Genomic DNA, 18,859 nt, shown 5'->3' with positions numbered 1-18,859 from the left:
CGGACACGGCGGGGACACGGGGCGGGGCGCCTTCGGGGCGCCGGTGGAGGGGGACGGCATGGGGCGATTCATGGGCGCGCTGCTCGCGGCGGTGGTGGTGGCCGGAGCGGTGGCGCTGGCGTACACGTCGGGAGCCCCGGCCTCGCTGCTGCTGGGCGCGGCGGCGGGGGTGCTGAGTCTGCTGTGGCTGCTCCTCCTGCTGACGGTTCCCTGGAATCTCTACTTCCGGGCGCACACGGTGCTGGCCGAGATCGGCGTGAGCCGTTCCAAGGGCCTGGAGGTGCCGAAGGAGCGGGACGCCGAGGCGGCGCGGATCGCACGGCTGATGCTCCGGGTGGCGGTGGGCGGGCACGCGCTGACCGCCGCCCTGGCCGTGGCGGTCACGGCGGCGACGGGCGCGGTGACGGGCTACTGGTTCGCGGGCTTCTTCCTGCTCAGTACGGTCTTCCGGCCCGCCGGAGCCTACTTCGGACAGCTGCGGCGACGGCTGGGCACCCTGCTGAAGGACGTGACCTTCCCGCGCGACGACGTGACCGAGCTCCGCGAGGAGGTGGCCCGGCTGCACGCGGGCACACGCGCCCTGGAGGAGAAGGCGGAGGAGCAGTACCGCGCGCTGGGCGAACTACGGCGCACCACGGACGCGTTGAACGTCTCGGCGCACGGCCGCGCGGACGAGACCGACCGGAAGGTCGCCGCGCTCGCGCGTGAGTTCGAGTCCACCGTGAATCGCCTGACGGACAATCAGGAGATCATCGCCGGGCTGAAGGCGTTCCTCCGCCTGCTGCGGACGGCCGACGGCACGGCCTGAGGCCGGCCGCGCACCGAGCCGCTCCGGTCGCGGAGCGCCGCACCCGGAGACATCACCTCACCGCTGCCGCCGGGCCCGGGAAACGCGACGGCCTGACGCCGTGCCGGCCGCCCGTACGCTCCGGAGCGCATCGGGCGGGCGCCGGTGCGCCTTCCGCCGGGCCGCGCCCACGGGCCAACCTTGGCCGTGCCGGCACCGGGCCGGCGGGACTCGGAGGGCGGTCGGACATGGCTCGTACGCAGTCGAGGTGCGGAGCACCCACCCTGAAGGGCACGCGCTGCCAACGGCTGGCGATGAAGGACGCCTCGCGGTGCGACCGGCACCGGGGCGACTGGTCGGTGTACACGGTCGCGCGGCGCAAGGCGCAGGAGAAGGCGGCCCGCCGACGGCGGTGAAACGGGCTGCTCACCCGGTCGGCGCTCCGGCACACTGGGCCGATGAGTGCCGACCTCCCGCCCGCCCGGACCCGCGCGCTGAGCCATGTGGCCGCGCTGTCGACGGGGCCGCCGCTGGACCCGTCCCTGCGCGTGACGCTGAACTTCCACCCGGACCGCGTCGGCGGCGGCCGTACGGTCCTGGAGGGGCTGGCCGAGGACGGGGTGTACGTCTCCCAGTTCGTCACCGGCACCGGCAACGGCGGCCTCACCGCCCGTCCCGGTGGCGACCGGTGGCGCTGGGAGAGCCGCATCTTCGGCGGCGCCTACGACGGTGCGAGCGCCCACGAACGGCCCGTCTACGGGGCGCTGGACTTCCGCCGGGCCCCCTTCGGTGCCGCGCCCCGGTTCGGTTCCGCCCATCTCAGGCTGACCGCCGAGGCCTTGCCGCGGTCGACCTTCTGCTACCCCGACAGCTTCCTCGAGCCGTCCGACTTCGGTGTGGCGGGAGCCGGGGGAAGGCTCGTCGCGCTCGCCGAGGCCGACGCCAGGGACGTGCTGGACGACTACGTCGAGGCGCATGTGCACGGTCCCGTCCGGCTCCAGGACCATGTGGAGGCCCTGGTCCTCGACCCCTGCTTCCGGGGCACGGACGTGGAGAAGGCCGCCCGCGCGCTGCCCTGCCCCCTCGAATGGCACGCTGGATTCCGTCTCGGCACGGACGAGTTGCGGAGGCATCCGGAGTACCGGGGCCCGGAGTACGTCGAGTTGGGGACCGGGATCGCGGTCGACGGGGTCCTGGACGCCCGGATCATCGGGGAGGCCGTCGCCGCCGGGCGCCACGATCCGCAGGACCTCAAGCGGGTCTGGCACTGTGTGGCGCGCTTCGGCAGGAGCATGTGAGAAGGAGGTGGTCCCGCACCTCACGCGGGATGCGGGACCACCTCTGCCGGGCCGTTCAGCAGGTCACTTCAGGCCGAAGGCCTTGATGATCTCCTGGTCGAGGGCCAGTCCGCCGGGGCCCTCCACATGGGCCTTCAGCGAGACCGAGGTCGCGCCCCTGGCGGGTGTCCGCAGCGTCGCGGTCCACTCCCCCGAAGCACTCTTGCGCAGCTTCGCCGCGCTCCAGGTCCTGCCCTCGTCGTAGCTGACCGACAGGGAGGCCTCGGTGGCCTTCACTGCGCCGTCCAGCCAGTCCTGCGTGCCCGACTCGATGCCGAGCTCGACCGGCTTGCCGGCCCTGACGTCGCCCGCCAGGTCGGTGGACACGTCGTAGCCGAGCTGGAGGAGCGGGATGTCGGCCCGCTCCGTGCCCTCCGGCAGCGCGCCCGAGACGAAGTTCCACTCGGAGTGGGTCCGCGTCGAGGTCTTCCACGTCGCCTCGTCCCGCACCGAGTCGATGACCAGGCGGTACGGCTTCTGCTCGGCCGGCAGGTCCCAGGCGTAACCCGCCCGGCCCGCGCCCTTCTTGATCAGGGTGTCGCCCTGGTAGAAGGCGTAGGACGTCGTGTCGTACTCGTCCGCGGGCATCGAGCCCGAGTGGCCCTCGCCCGAGTCCGTCCACGGCGTGATGTTGAACTGGACGTCGTTGTACGCGGTGCGGAACGGACCCCAGTAGCCCGTACCGAGGCGCGGTCCCGTGACCGGGGCGAACCAGTCGGCGCGGTAGGTCCGGCCCGCCGTGTAGTCCAGCTCCGCGCTGCGCATCTCGTGCGCGGTGTCGGTCGCCTCGGCGTTGAGCACCGAGTGGTTCTCGTACCAGAAGGAGGCGCCGGGCAGCGGGGTGACCCACTCGGTGCGGGTGCCCGGGAACTTCTCGTACTCCTCGAAGCCGATGCCGAAGCCGTAGTCCGGGATGTCGTAGCGGTAGCCGCCGCCGAGCACGTCCTTGTGGCCGTAGTAGGTGTTCTCCACCGTGGCCAGCTGCCGGGCCGAGGGCGCGAAGGCCAGCGAGCGGTCCGGGACCGCCCCGTCGTGGCGGTCGACGAGGTCGTAGACGTAGCTCGCGAACTTCCGTTGGTCCACGTCGATCCTGGCGCCCTTGCGGGCGGCCTCGATCAGATCCCTGCCCGCGAGCCGCTGCACGGAGGCGACCGGGATGGTGGTCTCCTCGCCGTACGGCACGTAGGAGGACTCCATCAGCACGCCCCGGCCGTCGTTGACGACGAAGAGCGCGGAGGCGCCCGCGGCGAGCGCGTTGGCCAGCCGGTCGGCGGGGGCGACCGCGTCGCTGCGGTCGACCACGACCGCCTTGCCCCTGGCGTCCAGGCCCTCGTAGTCGGAGGCCGCGCCGTTCCCGGCGAAGACGGCCTTCAGCTTCCGGTCGCTGTCCTCCGCGACCACGGAGCCGATCTGCGCGGTGACCGGGACGTCATGGCCGCCGGCCGAGACGTCGATCATCTTCTCGCCCTGGCGCCAGCGGGTCAGATAGCTGAAGTCGCCCTCCTTCACCTTCTTCGTGGGGCTGACCCACAGCTGGTCGTAGGCGACCGGGAGGGTGAACGCCTCGCGCTGGACGACTCCGCTCGGGGCGGTGCGCGCCATGTCGACGCGCAGCTGCCGCTGCTCGGTCTCCTTGGGCGTCCGCACGCTCACCTTGCGGGCCTCGGACGCGTCCAGGGTGACCGTCGTGGGCTTGTCCAGGACGGTCTCGGGAGCCATCAGGAAGGCGAGGCCCTGGGAGTCGGCCCGGTCCCCCTCGACGTCGAGGACCGACCAGGCGGTGTAGTTGCCGGGCGGCAGTCGCAGGGTGGTGTCGCCCGACACGTTGACGGGACGCAGTTCGGTGTCGCCGAGCGCGGCGAACACCACGGTGCCGTCCGCCGGTTCGCCCGAGCGGTCGCGCAGCTGGAGCGTCAGGTCGTAGAGCTCCTGCTCCTTGTTGACGGCGAAGCCGGTGTGGGCCACGGTCGTGCCGGCCGCGTCGGTCGCGAGGACCTGGCCGGAGAACTCCGTGTCGACCGGCACCTTCGACGGGTCGATCGAGAGGACCGCCTCGGCGGTGGAGCCGGCCGGGACGGTCAGCTTCGACGTGGACAGCGTGTAGGCGGCGGCGTCCGTGTCGGTCGCCAGGTCCAGCGTCACGTCCGCGGCACCGGTGTTGCGGTAGGTGATGGTCCGCTCGGTGACCGGGTCCGTGTCGCTGTGCGGCCAGGCGTACGAGGCGACCTCGACGGAGCCGGTGGCCTCGATGGCCGTGTCGATGGCGGCCTTGACGTCGAGACGGCCGGTGCCCTGCTCGTACGGCGTGTAGCCGGGCAGCAGCTTCGAGGAGCTCATCAGCGCGTCCTTGATGCGCTGGCCGGACCACTCGGGGTGGCGCTGCTTGAGGATGGCCGCCGCGCCGGCGACGTGCGGGGTCGCCATCGACGTACCGGACATCGACTGGTACATGCCCTCGATGCCGGGCACGGACTGCGAGGCGGCGGCGTTGATGTCGACACCGGGGGCGGAGAGGTCGGGCTTCAGGCCGTGGGAGCGCACGAGCGGGCCCATGGAGGAGAAGGCCGCGCGGCCGTCCTGCTTGTCGACGGCTGCGATGGTGAGCGCGTCGGCGGCGGAGCCGGGCGAGCCGATGGTGCCCGCGCCGTAGGAGTTGCCCGCGGCGATCACGAAGAGTGGGCCGCCGTCGGCGGAGAGCGCGTCGACGGCCTGCGACATCGGGTCGTTGCCGTCGTCCGGGATGCTGGAGCCGAGGCTCATGGAGACGACGTCGGCGCCTTCGGCCTTGGCCCACTCCATGGCCTCGATGATGCCGGAGTCCGCGCCGGACCCTCCGTCGCCGAGGACCTTGCCGACGATCAGGTCGGCGCCGGGGGCGACACCCTTGTTGGCACCTTCCGAGGCCGCGCCGGAGCCCGCGATGGTGGAGGCGACGTGCGTGCCGTGGCCGTTCTTGTCGTCGACCTCCTCGCCGGGCACGAAGCTCCGGGACTCCTTGACGCGGTCCTTGACGTCCGGGTGCGTCGCGTCGATGCCGGTGTCCAGGACGGCGACCGTGGTGCCCTTGCCGTCGAAGCCCTCCGCCCACGCCTGGGGGGCGTTGACCTGCGGCACGGAGTCCTTCAGCGCGGCCTCGACCTTGCCGTCGAGCCAGAGCTTGGCGATGCCGTTGTCCAGCGAACGGCTCTTCTCCGTACGGGAGATGTCGCTCCAGAAGGCGCGGGCGTCGTCCTTGTCCGCCTTGAGCGCGGCGCCGTTGACCGACTCCAGGCGGCGGACCGTCTTGCTGCCGCGCGGGGCGGCCGGCAGTGAACGCGCCGTGCTCGCCGGGTAGGTGGCGATCAGCGGGATGCCGCCGGCGCGCGCGTCGTCGTAGCCCATGGCGGCGAGTGCCGAGACGTTGAAGAGCCGGCGGTCCAGCTTCCCCGCGGCGATGAGGGAGCTCGCCTCGTCGGGGATGACGTAGACGTCCTCCCCGGCCTGCTGCACATGCACGCCGCCCTCGGCGCCCTCGGGGCGGTCGACGGTGACGACGTCCTGGGCGCCCGTGCCGTCCGTGTAGTGGACGACGTCGCCGGTGACCAGGGTGATGTCGTAGTCGCGGGACTCGGACCCGTGGCGGTCCTCGGCGGTCGCGGGCTTCGGAGCGGCGGTGGCGGCACCGGCGACAGGAAGCATGACGCCGCTCACGAGGGCGACGGAGGTCGCTATGAGCAGAGCCCTGCGTCCCGCGCGAGCGGGTCTCGCCCGGCCGGAAACGGAGGAGAGGGAAAATGTCATGCAGCTGATCTACCGGTAAATCCGGGGCTGCGGACGGCTTCACCCCTGGCGTGAAACCGCCGTGGCGGCAACCCGCCCGGCGTGATCAGTCGTCGATGGTCCTGTTCAGGCCACGGGGACGAGCGGCGAAACGCTCTCGTGGTGGATCGGGGTGTGGGCGCCCTTCAGCGGCAGTCCGGTGCCTCCACGCAGGTCGGCGACGATCTCGGCGGCGATCGAGAGAGCGGTCTCCTCGGGGGTACGGGCGCCGAGGTCCAGCCCGATCGGCGAGTGCAGGGCGGCCAGTTGGCGCTCGGTGACACCGGCCTCGCGCAGCCGCTCGTTGCGCTCCAGATGGGTGCGGCGCGAGCCCATCGCGCCGACATAGGCGACGGGCAGGCGCAACGCCAGTTCCAGCAGCGGGACATCGAACTTGGCGTCGTGCGTGAGGACGCAGAGCACCGTGCGCGCGTCCACATCGGTGGTGGCGAGATAGCGGTGCGGCCAGTCGACGACTATCTCGTCGGCGTCCGGGAACCGCGCCGCCGTGGCGAAGACGGGCCGGGCGTCGCAGACGGTCACGCGGTAGCCGAGGAAGCGTCCGGCCCGCACCAGGGCGGCGGCGAAGTCGATGGCCCCGAAGACGATCATCCGTGGCGGCGGGACGCTCGACTCGACGAGCAGGGTGAGCGGGCTGCCGCAGCGGGAGCCCTCGGCGCCGATCACGAGCTCGCCCGTGCGGCCCGCGTCGAGCATCGCGCGGGCCTCGGCGGCGGCCGTGCGGTCCAGTTCGGGATGCCCGCCGAGCCCGCCCTCGTACGTCCCGTCGGCGTGGACGAGCAGGGGCCGGCCGAGCATCGCGCCGGGCCCCTCGGTGACACGGGCGACGGCCGCCGCGCGGCCCTTCGCCGCGGCGGCGAGAGCGGCGGCGTACACCGGGCGCGCGGGGTCGTCCGCGCGCACCGGTGTCACCAGGATGTCGATGACGCCTCCGCAGGTCAGGCCGACGGCGAAGGCGTCGTCGTCGCTGTAGCCGAAGCGCTCGCGGACGGTGGTGCCGTCCTCGACGGCCTGCCGGCACAGCTCGTACACCGCGCCCTCCACGCATCCGCCGGAGACCGATCCGACGGCCGTTCCCTCGCTGTCGACGGCGAGGGCGGCACCTGGCTGCCGGGGCGCGCTGCCGCCGACGGCCACCACGGTGGCCACGGCGAACGCGCGTCCCTGCCCGACCCACCGGTGGAGCTCTTCGGCGATGTCCAGCATGGCGTGTCTCCTTCTGACTGAGGTGCGGGGGGGCGCGGCGGGCGTCAGCTGACGCCCAGCCAGCTCTCGATGGGGTGCAGGGCGAAGTAGACGACGAAGACCAGCGTCAGGACCCACATGAAGACGCCGACCTCGCGAGCCCTGCCCTGGGCGAGCTTGATGGCCGAGTACGAGATGACGCCCGCGGCGACACCGGTGGTGATGGTGTAAGTGAACGGCATCAGGACCACGGTGAGGAAGACCGGTACGGCGACCGAGCGGTCGGCCCAGTCCACGTGCCGGGCGTTCTGCATCATCATGGCGCCGATGACGACCAGGGCGGCGGAGGCCACCTCGGCGGGCACGATCGCCGTGAGCGGGGTGAAGAAGAGGCAGGCGGCGAAGAAGAGCCCGGTGACAACGGAGGCGAGCCCCGTGCGGGCACCCTCCCCCACGCCGGTGGCGGACTCGACGAACACCGTCTGCCCGGAGCCTCCGGCGACACCGCCGATCGCGCCGCCCGCGCCGTCGATGAACAGCGCCTTGGACAGGCCCGGCATCCGGCCCTTGTCGTCGGCGAGCTTCGCCTCGGTGCCGACGCCGATGATGGTGGCCATCGCGTCGAAGAACCCGGCCAGGACCAGAGTGAAGACGATCATGCCGACCGTCATCACGCCGACATCGCCCCAGCCGCCGAACTCGACGTTCCCGAAGAGCGAGAAGTCCGGTGCGGAGACGGCGCTGCCGCTCAGCTCGGGCGGACCGCTGCTCCACGCCTTCGGGTCGATGTCGCCCACAGCGTTGACGGTGATCGCCGCGAGGGTGCCGACGACGATGCCGATGAGGATCGCGCCGGGCACGTTCCGCGCCTGGAGCATGAAGATCAGCAGCAGGGTCACGGCGAAGACGAGGACGGGCCAGCCGGCGAGTTCACCGGCGGGGCCGAGGGAGAGCGGGGTCGCCTCCCCCTTGTGGACGAAACCGGCCTTGAAGAGGCCGATGAGCGCGATGAAGAGGCCGATGCCGATGGTGATGCCGTGTTTCAGCGCGAGCGGGATCGCGTTCATGATCAGCTCGCGGAGGCCGGTGACGACCAGCAGGCAGATCACCACGCCGTAGACCACACACATGCCCATGGCCTGCGGCCAGGTCATGGCCGGCGCGACCTGCGAGGCGAGCACCCCGGAGACGCTGAGCCCGGCGGCGAGGGCGAGGGGGACCTTGCCGATGAAGCCCATCAGCAGGGTGGTGGCCGCCGCGGCGAGCGCGGTGGCGGTGATCAGACCCGGCTGGCCGAGCAGTTGGCCGTCGGCGTCCTTGCCGCCGAGGATGAGCGGGTTGAGCAGGAGGATGTACGCCATGGCCATGAAGGTCGTGACACCGCCGCGCACCTCGCGGGCGACGGTCGATCCTCGTTCGGATATGTGGAAGTAGCGGTCGAGCCAGGACCGTCCGGCGGGGACGCGCGAGCCGGAGCCCGCGTCCTCCGCGCCGGTCCTGGGTTCCACGGACTGCTGGGTCATGTTGCCTGACTCCCAAGGTTCACAGGGGCACCCGCGTGGAGCTCTGGAGATTGCGGGATTTGGGATGACTGCGTGGCGGCACGACCCGGGGGACGGCCCGAGGCGAACTCTTCGTGCAGGTGGTGCGGTTGCTGCTCCGGACGGTGCGCGGTGCGGGGACTGTGACGTTCGCGGCAGGCGCGCACCGCCCGGAGGTGTGTGGGGAACCGTCAGGTGCCGGTGATGTGCTCGGGGCGCACCGGCGTCCTGTTGAGTTCCAGTCCCGTCGCGTTCCGGATCGCCGCGAGGACGGCCGGGGTAGACGACAGGGTCGGGGCCTCGCCGATGCCGCGCAGCCCGTACGGGGCGTGGTCGTCGGCGAGTTCGAGCACGTCGACCGGGATGGTCGGCGTGTCGAGGATGGTGGGGATCAGGTAGTCGGTGAAGGACGGGTTGCGCACCTTCGCCGTCTTCGGGTCGACGATGATCTCCTCCATGACGGCCACCCCCAGCCCCTGGGTGGTGCCGCCCTGGATCTGGCCCTCGACCGACAGCGGGTTGAGTGCTTTGCCGACGTCCTGGGCGCAGGCGAGCTCGATGACCTTGACCAGGCCGAGTTCGGTGTCGACCTCCACGACCGCGCGGTGCGCGGCGAAGGAGTACTGGACGTGGCCGTTGCCCTGTCCGGTGCGCAGGTCGAAGGCCTCGGTGGGCCGGTGGCGCCACTCCAGCTCGATGTCGACGGCCTCGTCCTCCAGCACCTCGGCCAGCGGGGCGAGCACCTCCCCGGCGTCGGTGACGACCTTGCCGCCCTCCAGGAGCAGTTCGGCGGTGGCCCAGGCGGGGTGGTACGTACCGAACTTGCGGCGGCCCATCTCCAGGACCTTCTCCCGGACGGCCTCGCAGGAGTTCTTCACCGCGCCGCCCGTGACATACGTCTGGCGGGACGCCGAGGTCGATCCGGCGGAGCCGACCTGTGTGTCCGCCGGGTGGATGGTCACCTGGCTGACGCCGAGTTCGGTACGGGCGATCTGGGCGTGCACGGTGACACCGCCCTGCCCGACCTCGGCCATCGCGGTGTGCACGGTGGCGACCGGCTCGCCGTTGATGACCTCCATCCGCACCCGGGCGGTGGAGTAGTCGTCGAAGCCCTCGGAGAAGCCGACGTTCTTCAGACCGACGGCGTAGCCGACACCGCGTACGACGCCCTCTCCGTGAGTGGTGTTGGACAGTCCGCCGGGCAGCGCGCGTACATCGACGGAGCTGCCTCCGGCGTCGGCCGACAGCCACTGCTGCTCGGGGGGCATCGGGCGGGCCTTGACGCGGCGCAGCAGTTCGGCGACGGGGGCCGGGGAGTCGACGGGCTGTCCGGTGGGGAGCAGGGTGCCCTGCTCCATCGCGTTCAGCTGCCGGAGCTCGACCGGGTCCATGTCGAGGGCGGCTGCGAGCTTGTCCATCTGCGCCTCGTAGGCGAAGCACGCCTGGACGGCGCCGAAGCCGCGCATGGCGCCGCAGGGCGGGTTGTTGGAGTAGAGCGCGATGGCCTCGATGTCCACGTCCTCGACGGCGTACGGTCCGACCGCGAGCGAGGAGGCGTTGCCGACGACGGCCGGGGAGGCGGAGGCGTAGGCGCCGCCGTCCAGCACGATCCGGCACTTCATGTGGGTGAGCCTGCCGTCCTTGGTGGCGCCGTGCTCGTAGTGGAGCTTCGCGGGGTGCCGGTGGACGTGCCCGAAGAAGGACTCGAAGCGGTTGTAGACCATCTTGACGGGCTTGCCCGTGCGCAGAGCGAGCAGGCAGGCGTGGATCTGCATCGACAGGTCCTCGCGTCCGCCGAAGGCGCCGCCGACCCCGGAGAGGGTCATGCGGACCTTGTCCTCGGGGAGGCCTAGGACGGGGGCGATCTGGCGGAGGTCGGAGTGCAGCCACTGCGTGGCGACGTACAGCTCGACGCCGCCGTCCTCGGACGGCACGGCGAGGCCGGACTCGGGGCCGAGGAAGGCCTGGTCCTGCATCCCGAAGACGTAGTCGCCGGTGACGACGACGTCGGCCCGCGCCGCCGCCGCGTCGGCGTCCCCGCGGATGATGGGCTGGCGGTGGACGATGTTCGGGTGCGGGACGTGTCCGATGTGGTGGTCGGTGCGGCCCTCGTGGACCAGGACCGCTCCGGGGGCGGTCGCGGACGCCTCGTCGGTGATGAGGGGCAGCTCGGCGTAGTCGATCCTGATCTTGGCGGCGGCGCGGCGCGCGGTCTCGGGGTGGTCGGCGGCGACGAGGGCCACCGGCTCCCCGTGGTGGCGGACCTTGCCGTGGGCCAGGACGGGCGTGTCCTGGATCTCCAGGCCGTAGTTCTTCATCTCGGCGGGCAGGTCGTCGTAGGTCAGGACGGCGTACACACCGGGGGTGGCGAGTGCCTCGCCGATGTCGATCGACCGGATCTCGGCGTGCGCGACGGTGGAGCGCAGCGTGTGGCCCCACAGCATGTCCTCGTGCCACATGTCCGAGGAGTACGCGAACTCGCCGGTGACCTTGAGGGTGCCGTCGGGGCGCAGGGTGGACTCGCCGATGCCGCCCGGGGACGTGGAGCCCTGGGTGATCTTGGTGGGGGTGCCGGCCGGTACTGACGTGGCTCGTGGGTCGGGCGCCATGGCTATCGCACCGCCTCTTCCTGGCGGGCGGCCGCGAGGCGGACCGCGTCGAGGATCTTCTCGTAACCGGTGCAGCGGCAGAGGTTGCCGGAGAGCGCCTCGCGGATGTCCTGGTCGGACGGGGAGGGGTTCGTCTCCAGCAGCTCGTCGGCCGCGACCAGCAGGCCGGGGGTGCAGAAGCCGCACTGCACGGCTCCCGCGTCGATGAACGCCTGCTGGACCGGGGAGAGTTCCTCGGCCTCGGCACTGCGCCCGTCGGTGGGCCGGGCCTGCCAGCGCCGGGCGGCGTCCAGCGAGGTGCCGCAGGCGCCGGATGCGCAGCCGGTGCCGGGGTGGGCGTCCTCGCGGTGCTTCGCGTAGTCGGCGAGGCCCTCGACGGTGACGACCTCGCGGCCCTCCGCCTGGCCTGCCGCGACGAGACAGGAACAGACGGGCACGCCGTCGAGCCGGACCGTGCAGGACCCGCATTCGCCCTGTTCACAGGCGTTCTTGGAGCCGGGCAGGCCCATGCGCTCGCGCAGGACGTAGAGGAGGGACTCGCCCTCCCAGACGTCGTCGGCCTCCTGCCGGCGGCCGTTGACCGTGAAATTCACTCGCATGGTTAAGCAGCTCCTTCGAGGGTGCGGCCCGCTCCGCGGTACTGCTCCCAGGTCCAGCCCAGCGTGCGGCGGGCCATGATGCCGACGGCGTGCCTGCGGTAGGCGGCGGTGCCCCGTACGTCGTCGATGGGGTTGCAGGCGCCCGCGGCGAGCTGGGCGAACTGCTTGGCGACGGAGGGGGTGATGATCTTGCCGCTCTCCCAGAACCCGCCCTCCTCCAGTGCCGCGTTCAGGAAGTCCTCGGCCTCCTTCGCCCTGACCGGGGTCGGGGCGGCGGAGCCGATGCCGGTGCGCACGGTGCGGGTCTCGGGGTGGAGCGCGAGACCGAAGGCGCAGACGGCGATGACCATCGCGTTGCGGGTGCCGACCTTGGAGTACTGCTGGGGGCCGTCGGCCTTCTTGATGTGTACGGCCCTGATCAGCTCGTCGGGGGCGAGGGCGTTGCGCTTGACGCCGGTGTAGAACGCGTCGATGGGGATCATCCGCGTCCCCCGGACGGACGCGGCCTCGACCTCGGCTCCCGCGGCGAGCAGCGCGGGGTGGGCGTCCCCCGCCGGTGAGGCGGTGCCCAGGTTGCCGCCGACGCCTCCGCGGTTGCGGATCTGCGGCGAGGCCACGGTGTGCGAGGCGAGCGCGAGGCCGGGCAGCTCGGCCCGCAGGTGCTCCATGATCGCGCTGTACGGTACGGAGGCGCCGAGGCGGACGGAGTCCTGGCCCACCTGCCACTCGGACAGCTCACCGATGCGGTTCAGATCCATGAGGTACTCGGGCCGCCGGTGGTCGAAGTTGATCTCGACCATCACGTCGGTGCCACCCGCGATGGGCACAGCCGTCGGGTGCTCGGCCTTGACGGCGAGCGCCTCCTCCCAGCTGGCGGGGCGAAGGAAGTCCATGAGTGGCTCTCTTCTTCTTCTCGGTCGGGTCGTTCGGCTGGGGCTGGGGACGGCCGGCCCGTCGGCCTGCCCGCCCTTCGGCGGGGGGGCCGTTCCTGTGTTGTTCACGCGGTGTGTGGCCCAGTACACAAGCCTTGCTCCACTCGGTGCAGTCACCGAAACCATGAAGGAATTGGCTGGTCCCCATCCCTGTCTTGTAGATTCGAACGAATGGCGGACAGCGGTAACCTCACCGCAATTCACAGGTGACCTCCGCCGCCCCCGCACCAACGAAGAGATCGGCGGCAATCGACGATGCGGCTGCGCGCACTGCTGGACACCGAGGCCCTGGGGCTGCGGCTGCTCGGCGGCGAGGACGAGCTGGACCGGCCGGTCCGGGGCGTGATGACGACCGACCTGCGCGATCCCAGCCGGTACCTCTCCGGCGGGGAGCTGGTCCTCACGGGGCTGGCCTGGCGCCGGGACGCGTCGGACTCGGAACCCTTCGTCCGGATCCTGGCGAACGCCGGGGTCGCCGGGCTGGCCGCGGGCGAGGCGGAGCTCGGGGCCGTCCCCGACGACATGATCGAGGCGTGCCTGCGGCACCGGCTCCCGCTCTTCGCGGTCGACGAGACCGTGGCGTTCGCGACGATCACCGAGCACGTGGTGCGCCAGGTGTCCGGCGAGCGGGCGGGCGACCTCGCCGCCGTCGTCGACCGCCACCGCAGGCTGATGACCTCGGGCCCGGCGGGCGGCGGTCCCGAGGTGGTCCTCGACCTGCTGACGTCCGACCTGGACCTGCGGGCCTGGGTCCTGTCGCCCACGGGCCGGCAGATCGCCGGGGCGGGCGAGCCCCTGCCTCCTGGGGTCGGCGCGGAGCTGGCCGGGCAGCACCTCACGGCGAGCCGCTCCGGCAGGCCCGGCCCGCACCGGGCGGAGGTGGACGGCACGGCCTATTCGCTGTTCCCGGTGCGCCACACCGGCCGGGCCGCCGTGCCCGCCCCGGACCGCGACGCGCGCGAGTCCCTGCTCTCGGACTGGCTGCTGGCCGTGGCGGCGGACGCGGGCGACTGGCCCGCCGCCCGGCTGGACCTGCTCCAGGGCGTCACCCAGCTGATCGCGGTCGAGCGGGACCGCCGGGACGCGGCCCGTGCCGTGCGCCGCAGGCTCGCCCAGGAGGTGCTGGAGCTGGTCCAGACGGGCGCGGCCCCGGCCGAGATCTCGGCGAGGCTGAGGGTGGCCGCCCCGGTCCTGCTGCCCGGCCTGGGCACGGCCCCGCACTGGCAGGTCGTGGTGGCCCGGGTCGAGTGGACCGGTGAGGACGCGGGCACCCCGGGCGGCCGGGCCGCGCAGGCGCTGCTGGAGGAGATCCTGGTCGACCCCGCGGTGACGGGCCCGGAATCGGCCGACCGTATCGCCGTGGCGCACACGGGCGACGAGGCGGTCGCCCTCGTACCGCTGAGCGCGCTCCCCCCGGCGGACTCCGCCGACGCGGACGCGCCGGAGCGCGCCGGAGCGGGGGAGGACGCCGGTGCGGGGGAACCGCAGGACGCCGCGCTGCACGCCGACGCCCTGCTCGACAGCGTCCGCGCGCCGCTCTCCGCGGGCCTCGCCGACGACGGCCGCCTGACACTGGGTGTCAGCGCCGCCGTACATTCCGCCGAAGGGCTCCGGGGCGCGCTGGAGGAGGCGCGGCACGCCCGGCGGGTGGCCGCCGCCCGGCCGGGAGCGGTCTGCGCCGCCGGGCACCACGAGCTCGCCTCGCACGTCCTGCTGCTGCCCTTCGTCCCGGACGACGTGCGGCGCGCCTTCACCGCCCGGCTCCTCGATCCGCTGCGGGACTACGACCGGCGGCACCGCGCGGAGCTGATCGAGACGCTGGAGGCGTTCCTGGACTGCGACGGCTCCTGGACCCGCTGCGCGGCCCGGCTGCACCTGCACGTCAACACACTGCGCTACCGCGTCGGACGTATCGAGCAGTTGACGGGACGTGACCTTTCGCGGCTGGAGGACAAGCTCGACTTCTTCCTGGCCCTGCGCATGAGCTGATTTCCCGGGACTCCCGCGCCGCCTCCGGGTTGCGGGCGATTGTGAAATCTTTCACCTGACATCGATCCGACCCCTTGGCCCGGCGTGCCATTCCGTGCTGAGATGCGCGCAGACCCAGGCCGACCGTCACTCGCAGATCGGCCTCCACAGCTCGATGGCGCGCTCGGGGAGGGCAACGTGGCGCATACCGCCATGTCTGGTTCCGGAACGACAGAAGATGACGATCCTCCGCTCCAGACCGCGGTATGGCGGCTGCGCTCACGCGCCTGCTGGACGGACGCCGCCGCACTGCTCGAACCGCACGCGGCCACCGACCACGCCGCCGCCCTCCAGCGGACCTCGCTGCTGACGGAGCGGTGTCTGTACACCGGCGCCGGCTGGACCGACGCCGAGGACGCGCTGCGCGCGGCCGAGGCGCTCGCCCATGACGACTCCGAGCGCGGGGCCGCCGCGTGCGAGCGCGGCTATCTCGCGTACGCCTCCACCCTGCTCGGGGCGCGCGACCGGGCGGACGAGGCGAGCGTGGCCCTCAGCAGGGCCGCGGCCCTGCTCTCCCCCTCGGCTCCCGGCCGCCCGCTGCTGGACTTCCGCCGGGGGCTGATCGCCCAGAACATCGCCGATTCCCCGCAGTCCGCCCGCGCCGCCTACCGCAGGGCGCACGCCGGGGCCACCGCCCGGGGTGACGAACTGCTGCTCTCGTTCACCTGGCGCCATCTCGCCTCGCTCGCCCTGCGTGAGGGCGAGCTCGCCGAGGCCCGGCACGGCTTCGCCGAGTCGCTGCGGATAAGGGAGGAGCTGGGCTATCTCGTCGGTACGGCGCCGGCGCTCATCTCGCTCGCGGACGCCGAGGCGGAACCCGAGGCGGCGGCCCGGCTGCGCGCGGAGGCGGGACGGCTGTTCCGGCTGCTCGGCGGCGTACCGACCTGGCTCGCTCCCCGGCTGGAGCCGCCGGACCCGGAGACGGCCGAGGCGAACTGACCGGCGCGGGGGCGCGGGGAGCGCTCAGGCCTCCGCGCCGCTGAAGTGCTCGCGCACGAGGGCCTGGACCACCGGGAGGTCCCGGGCGATCAGCGCGTCCAGCAGGGCGGTGTGCTGCGAGGCGTCGGCGAGCAGGTCCGCCCCGCGGCCCCCCGGAGCGCCGGCCGGCGGCCACTGGGAGCGGCGGTGCAGATCGTCGGCGACCGCCACGAGCTGCTGGTTGCCGGAGAGCGCGAGGACGGCCCTGTGGAAGGCGCGGTCGCTCTCCGCGTAGCCCGCCCGGTCCCCGACCGCCGCGGCCGCGACGGTGGCGTCGGCCAGCGGGCGCAGCGCGCACCAGCCGGTCGCCGGTACGGTCCTGGCGAGCCGCAGTACGACGGGGATCTCGAGCAGGGCCCGCACCTCGGCGAGCTCCGCCAGGTCCCGGGGGGCCCGCTCGCTGATCCGGAAGCCCCGGTTCGGCACGGTCTCGACGGCACCCTCGGCGGCCAGCTGCTGCATCGCCTCGCGCACCGGCGTCGCGGACACCCCGAAGCGGGCGCCGAGCGCCGGGGCGGAGTAGACCTGCCCCGGGGCCAGCTCGCCGCTTACGAGCGCGGCGCGCAGGGCGTCGAGGATCTGGCCGCGTACGGAGTGCCGCTGGACCACCCGCGGCGCGGGCGGCTCGCAGTGGGTGTGCTCGCCGCGCGCCTGTTCGGGCACGCGGATGTCGGACGGGGTGCCCGCGGACGCGTACGGCCGCGCGGTTCCACGCGCTCTGCCCTGCTCCACCGGAACCTCCTCGCACTGGCGGGCCGACTCGCGTGCGCCGGGCCCCTTGTGCACGATAGGCGGAGCGGGCCTCAGTTCAAACACCGATCACTTCGGGTAAGGTAAGGCTTACCTGTAGAAGATCGTGATTCGGTGGTCCCCGTATGACCGTGCCCGCCCTGCTCGCCGCCACCGCCCCGTCCCCGCTGACGGCGGCGTACGCGCGTCTGGCCGAGGTCTTCCCCGGCCTGCGCGCCGAGGTGCTCGCCGATGACGTCGCCGCGCCCTCGGGCGCCGGGTGGGTCGGCGCGGCGGAGCTCGCCGCGGGCGGCGCGGAGCTGGACGACTTCCTGGCCTGGGACGAGGCGCAGGTGCTGCGGGACTACGGCACGCGGGCCCGCCCGGACGTGGTGGCGAGCTTCGGGCTCCACCGTTACGCGTGGCCCGCCTGCCTCCTGGTGACCCTGCCGTGGTTCACGCACCGCCGGGTGCCGAGGGTCCCCGTGGCGGACGTCGCCTTCCACCGGGGCCTGGGCCGTCTGACCCTCCGTGTGAGCGAGTTCGCCTGCCTGCCCGACGACCCGGCGGCCACGCTGCCGGGAGCCCGCGTCGTCCCCGACGAGGCCGCGCTGCGGGCCGAGGTCCTCGACGCCGTGGCACAGCACATCGGCCCGGTGCTGGACGGCTTCCGGCCGCGCATGCGGCGCGGGAAGCGCGCCCTGTGGGGCATGGCGACCGACGAGATCGTCGAGGGCCTCTGGTACATCGCGCATCTGCTCGGCGAGGAGAACCGGGCGATGAGGGAGCTCGAACTCCTGCTCCCGGGCACCACCAAGCCGTACGTCGGCACCGCGGGCTTCCGCGAACTGACCGGCCCCGACGGCGAATCGCTGCCGACGCGCGACCGGGCCAGCTGCTGCATGTTCTACACGCTGCGCCCCGAGGACACCTGTGTGACCTGCCCGCGCACGTGCGACGCGGACCGGGTCCGGAAGCTGGCCGCCGCCGCCTGATCCCCTCGGCGGCTCACACCACCCGGCCGGGCGACCGGAATTCGAACGCAACTCGGTTTCACCCCATGGGCGTTCGAGAAGATTCCGCCCATCGATGAGCCCCGTCACCCCAATGGCGTTCACTTGCCCGGAAACCCGCTGAGCGGCCCGGTATTTCCGTCACGATGGCGCCCGAAACGCCCTACGTGACGCAAGGGACCGCGCATGAGACTGACCGACATATCGCTTGACTGGCTGCTTCCGGGCGCCGTGCTGCTCGTGGGAGTCATGGCGGCGGTGACGGTGGTCGCGCGCGGCAGGCGCGCCGCTGAGAAGGCCGCGGCCGACGACAGCTGGGAACGCAGCGAGGAGCGCCGCAGGCGCAAGGAGGCGCTCTACGCCACCGCCTCGTACGTCCTGCTGTTCTGCTGCGCCGCGGTTGCCGCCGCACTCTCCTTCCACGGGCTCGTCGGCTTCGGCCGGCAAAACCTCAGCCTCTCCGGAGGCTGGGAGTACCTCGTGCCGTTCGGCCTCGACGGGGCCGCCATGTTCTGTTCGGTGCTCGCGGTGCGCGAGGCCAGCCACGGCGACGCCGCGCTGGGCTCCCGGCTGCTGGTGTGGACGTTCGCCGGCGCGGCCGCCTGGTTCAACTGGGTGCACGCGCCGCGCGGCATGGACCACGCGGGCGCCCCGCACTTCTTCGCGGGAATGTCGCTCTCGGCGGCCGTGCTGTTCGACCGTGCGCTGAAGCAGACCCGCCGTGCGGCACTGCGCGAGCAGGGCCTGGTGCCCCGCCCGCTGCCGCAGATCCGCATCGTCCGGTGGCTGCGTGCCCCCAGGGAGACCTTCGGTGCCTGGTCGCTGATGCTCCTGGAGGGCGTACGCACCCTGGACGAGGCGGTGGACGAGGTACGCGAGGACCGCCGCGAGAAGGAGCAGGACCGGCACCGCCGGAAGGACCAGGCCAAGCTGGACCGGGCCCGCATCAAGGCCCTGAACCGGCAGAACCGCGTCTGGACGCGCGGTGGCCGCACCGATCGCCAGGTGGACGTCCAGGCCATCGCCCCGGCATCGGGCGGCGGCCCTCCGGCCGTCGCGGAGCCTGCCATAACAGAGCCGGGACAACTGCCACTTCGCCCTCGGCCATCCCTGCAAGCCGTGAACGGCTCGAACTCCAGGAGCACTTCGGGACAGACCACGAGCGGTGACCCCGCGACCGTCGACCTCACCGCCGAGGACGACACCCAGGCCCTGCCCCGGCTGGATTCGCTGGAGCAGAAACTGAAGGATCTGGAGCAGCAGTTCGGCTGAGCCTGCGGGCTCGGAGCCCCGGGTCCGGTC

14 protein-coding genes are annotated in these 18,859 nt (G+C 72.6%); 7 read left to right on the top strand and 7 right to left on the bottom strand.

Annotation, left to right across the window (positions count from 1 at the left end):
• Positions 1 to 58: 58 nt before the first annotated feature.
• The 3 genes from AMK10_RS16395 (at position 59) to AMK10_RS16390 (ending at position 2,085) form a co-directional block, all read left to right on the top strand.
• A complete protein-coding gene (locus AMK10_RS16395; protein ID WP_073749294.1) occupies positions 59 to 808 on the top strand; it encodes a hypothetical protein in 750 nt (249 codons plus the stop codon).
• A gap of 227 nt (positions 809 to 1,035) precedes the next feature.
• A complete protein-coding gene (locus tag AMK10_RS37695; protein ID WP_198959713.1) occupies positions 1,036 to 1,203 on the top strand; it encodes a hypothetical protein in 168 nt (55 codons plus the stop codon).
• Positions 1,204 to 1,245: 42 nt separating this feature from the next.
• Positions 1,246 to 2,085, top strand: coding sequence for a DUF3626 domain-containing protein (locus AMK10_RS16390; RefSeq protein ID WP_073748527.1), 840 nt, complete (start codon positions 1,246 to 1,248; stop codon positions 2,083 to 2,085).
• 63 nt (positions 2,086 to 2,148) lie between these two features.
• Here the strand turns inward: AMK10_RS16390 and AMK10_RS16385 are convergent, their stop codons facing one another.
• The 6 genes from AMK10_RS16385 to AMK10_RS16360 form a co-directional block, all read right to left on the bottom strand.
• Complete coding sequence (locus tag AMK10_RS16385) at positions 2,149 to 5,802, bottom strand: S8 family serine peptidase (RefSeq protein WP_073748526.1); 3,654 nt, start codon at positions 5,800 to 5,802, stop codon at positions 2,149 to 2,151.
• 207 nt (positions 5,803 to 6,009) lie between these two features.
• On the bottom strand, positions 6,010 to 7,149 hold the full coding sequence (locus tag AMK10_RS16380) for an XdhC family protein (RefSeq protein ID WP_073748525.1): 1,140 nt from the start codon (positions 7,147 to 7,149) through the stop codon (positions 6,010 to 6,012).
• Positions 7,150 to 7,193: 44 nt separating this feature from the next.
• Positions 7,194 to 8,651, bottom strand: a complete 1,458-nt coding sequence (locus tag AMK10_RS16375; protein ID WP_073748524.1) for an NCS2 family permease — start codon at positions 8,649 to 8,651, stop codon at positions 7,194 to 7,196.
• Positions 8,652 to 8,860: 209 nt separating this feature from the next.
• Complete coding sequence (locus AMK10_RS16370; protein ID WP_073748523.1) at positions 8,861 to 11,278, bottom strand: xanthine dehydrogenase family protein molybdopterin-binding subunit; 2,418 nt, start codon at positions 11,276 to 11,278, stop codon at positions 8,861 to 8,863.
• A gap of 2 nt (positions 11,279 to 11,280) precedes the next feature.
• Positions 11,281 to 11,877 (bottom strand): (2Fe-2S)-binding protein, encoded by a 597-nt coding sequence (locus AMK10_RS16365; RefSeq protein WP_073748522.1) that lies wholly within the window; start codon positions 11,875 to 11,877, stop codon positions 11,281 to 11,283.
• A 2-nt stretch (positions 11,878 to 11,879) separates the two neighbouring features.
• Positions 11,880 to 12,770, bottom strand: coding sequence for an FAD binding domain-containing protein (locus AMK10_RS16360; protein WP_073748521.1), 891 nt, complete (start codon positions 12,768 to 12,770; stop codon positions 11,880 to 11,882).
• Positions 12,771 to 13,064: 294 nt separating this feature from the next.
• Between AMK10_RS16360 and AMK10_RS16355 the strand changes: the two genes are divergently transcribed.
• Positions 13,065 to 14,798 carry a PucR family transcriptional regulator gene (locus AMK10_RS16355; RefSeq protein WP_073748520.1) on the top strand — a complete coding sequence of 578 codons (1,734 nt, stop codon included), beginning with the start codon at positions 13,065 to 13,067 and terminating at the stop codon, positions 14,796 to 14,798.
• A gap of 192 nt (positions 14,799 to 14,990) precedes the next feature.
• A complete protein-coding gene (locus AMK10_RS16350; protein WP_073748519.1) occupies positions 14,991 to 15,776 on the top strand; it encodes a hypothetical protein in 786 nt (261 codons plus the stop codon).
• Between the two features lie 24 nt (positions 15,777 to 15,800).
• On the opposite strand, the gene AMK10_RS16345 is transcribed toward AMK10_RS16350, so the two are convergent.
• Positions 15,801 to 16,547: a GntR family transcriptional regulator gene (locus tag AMK10_RS16345; protein WP_073748518.1), complete on the bottom strand. Its 747-nt coding sequence runs from the start codon at positions 16,545 to 16,547 to the stop codon at positions 15,801 to 15,803.
• 143 nt (positions 16,548 to 16,690) lie between these two features.
• Here AMK10_RS16345 and AMK10_RS16340 point away from each other — a divergent pair, with 143 nt between their 5' ends.
• Together AMK10_RS16340 and AMK10_RS16335 are read left to right on the top strand one after the other, a co-directional pair.
• Positions 16,691 to 17,539, top strand: coding sequence for a (2Fe-2S)-binding protein (locus AMK10_RS16340; RefSeq protein ID WP_073748517.1), 849 nt, complete (start codon positions 16,691 to 16,693; stop codon positions 17,537 to 17,539).
• A 204-nt stretch (positions 17,540 to 17,743) separates the two neighbouring features.
• A complete protein-coding gene (locus AMK10_RS16335) occupies positions 17,744 to 18,829 on the top strand; it encodes a DUF2637 domain-containing protein (RefSeq protein ID WP_073748516.1) in 1,086 nt (361 codons plus the stop codon).
• Positions 18,830 to 18,859: the final 30 nt, after the last annotated feature.

The sequence above is a fragment of the Streptomyces sp. CB02058 genome (genome assembly GCF_001905505.1).
In the GTDB taxonomy this organism is placed as follows: domain Bacteria; phylum Actinomycetota; class Actinomycetes; order Streptomycetales; family Streptomycetaceae; genus Streptomyces.
The sequence above is the reverse complement of the archived record's forward strand: the minus strand, read 5'-3'. Positions and strand labels throughout refer to the sequence as shown.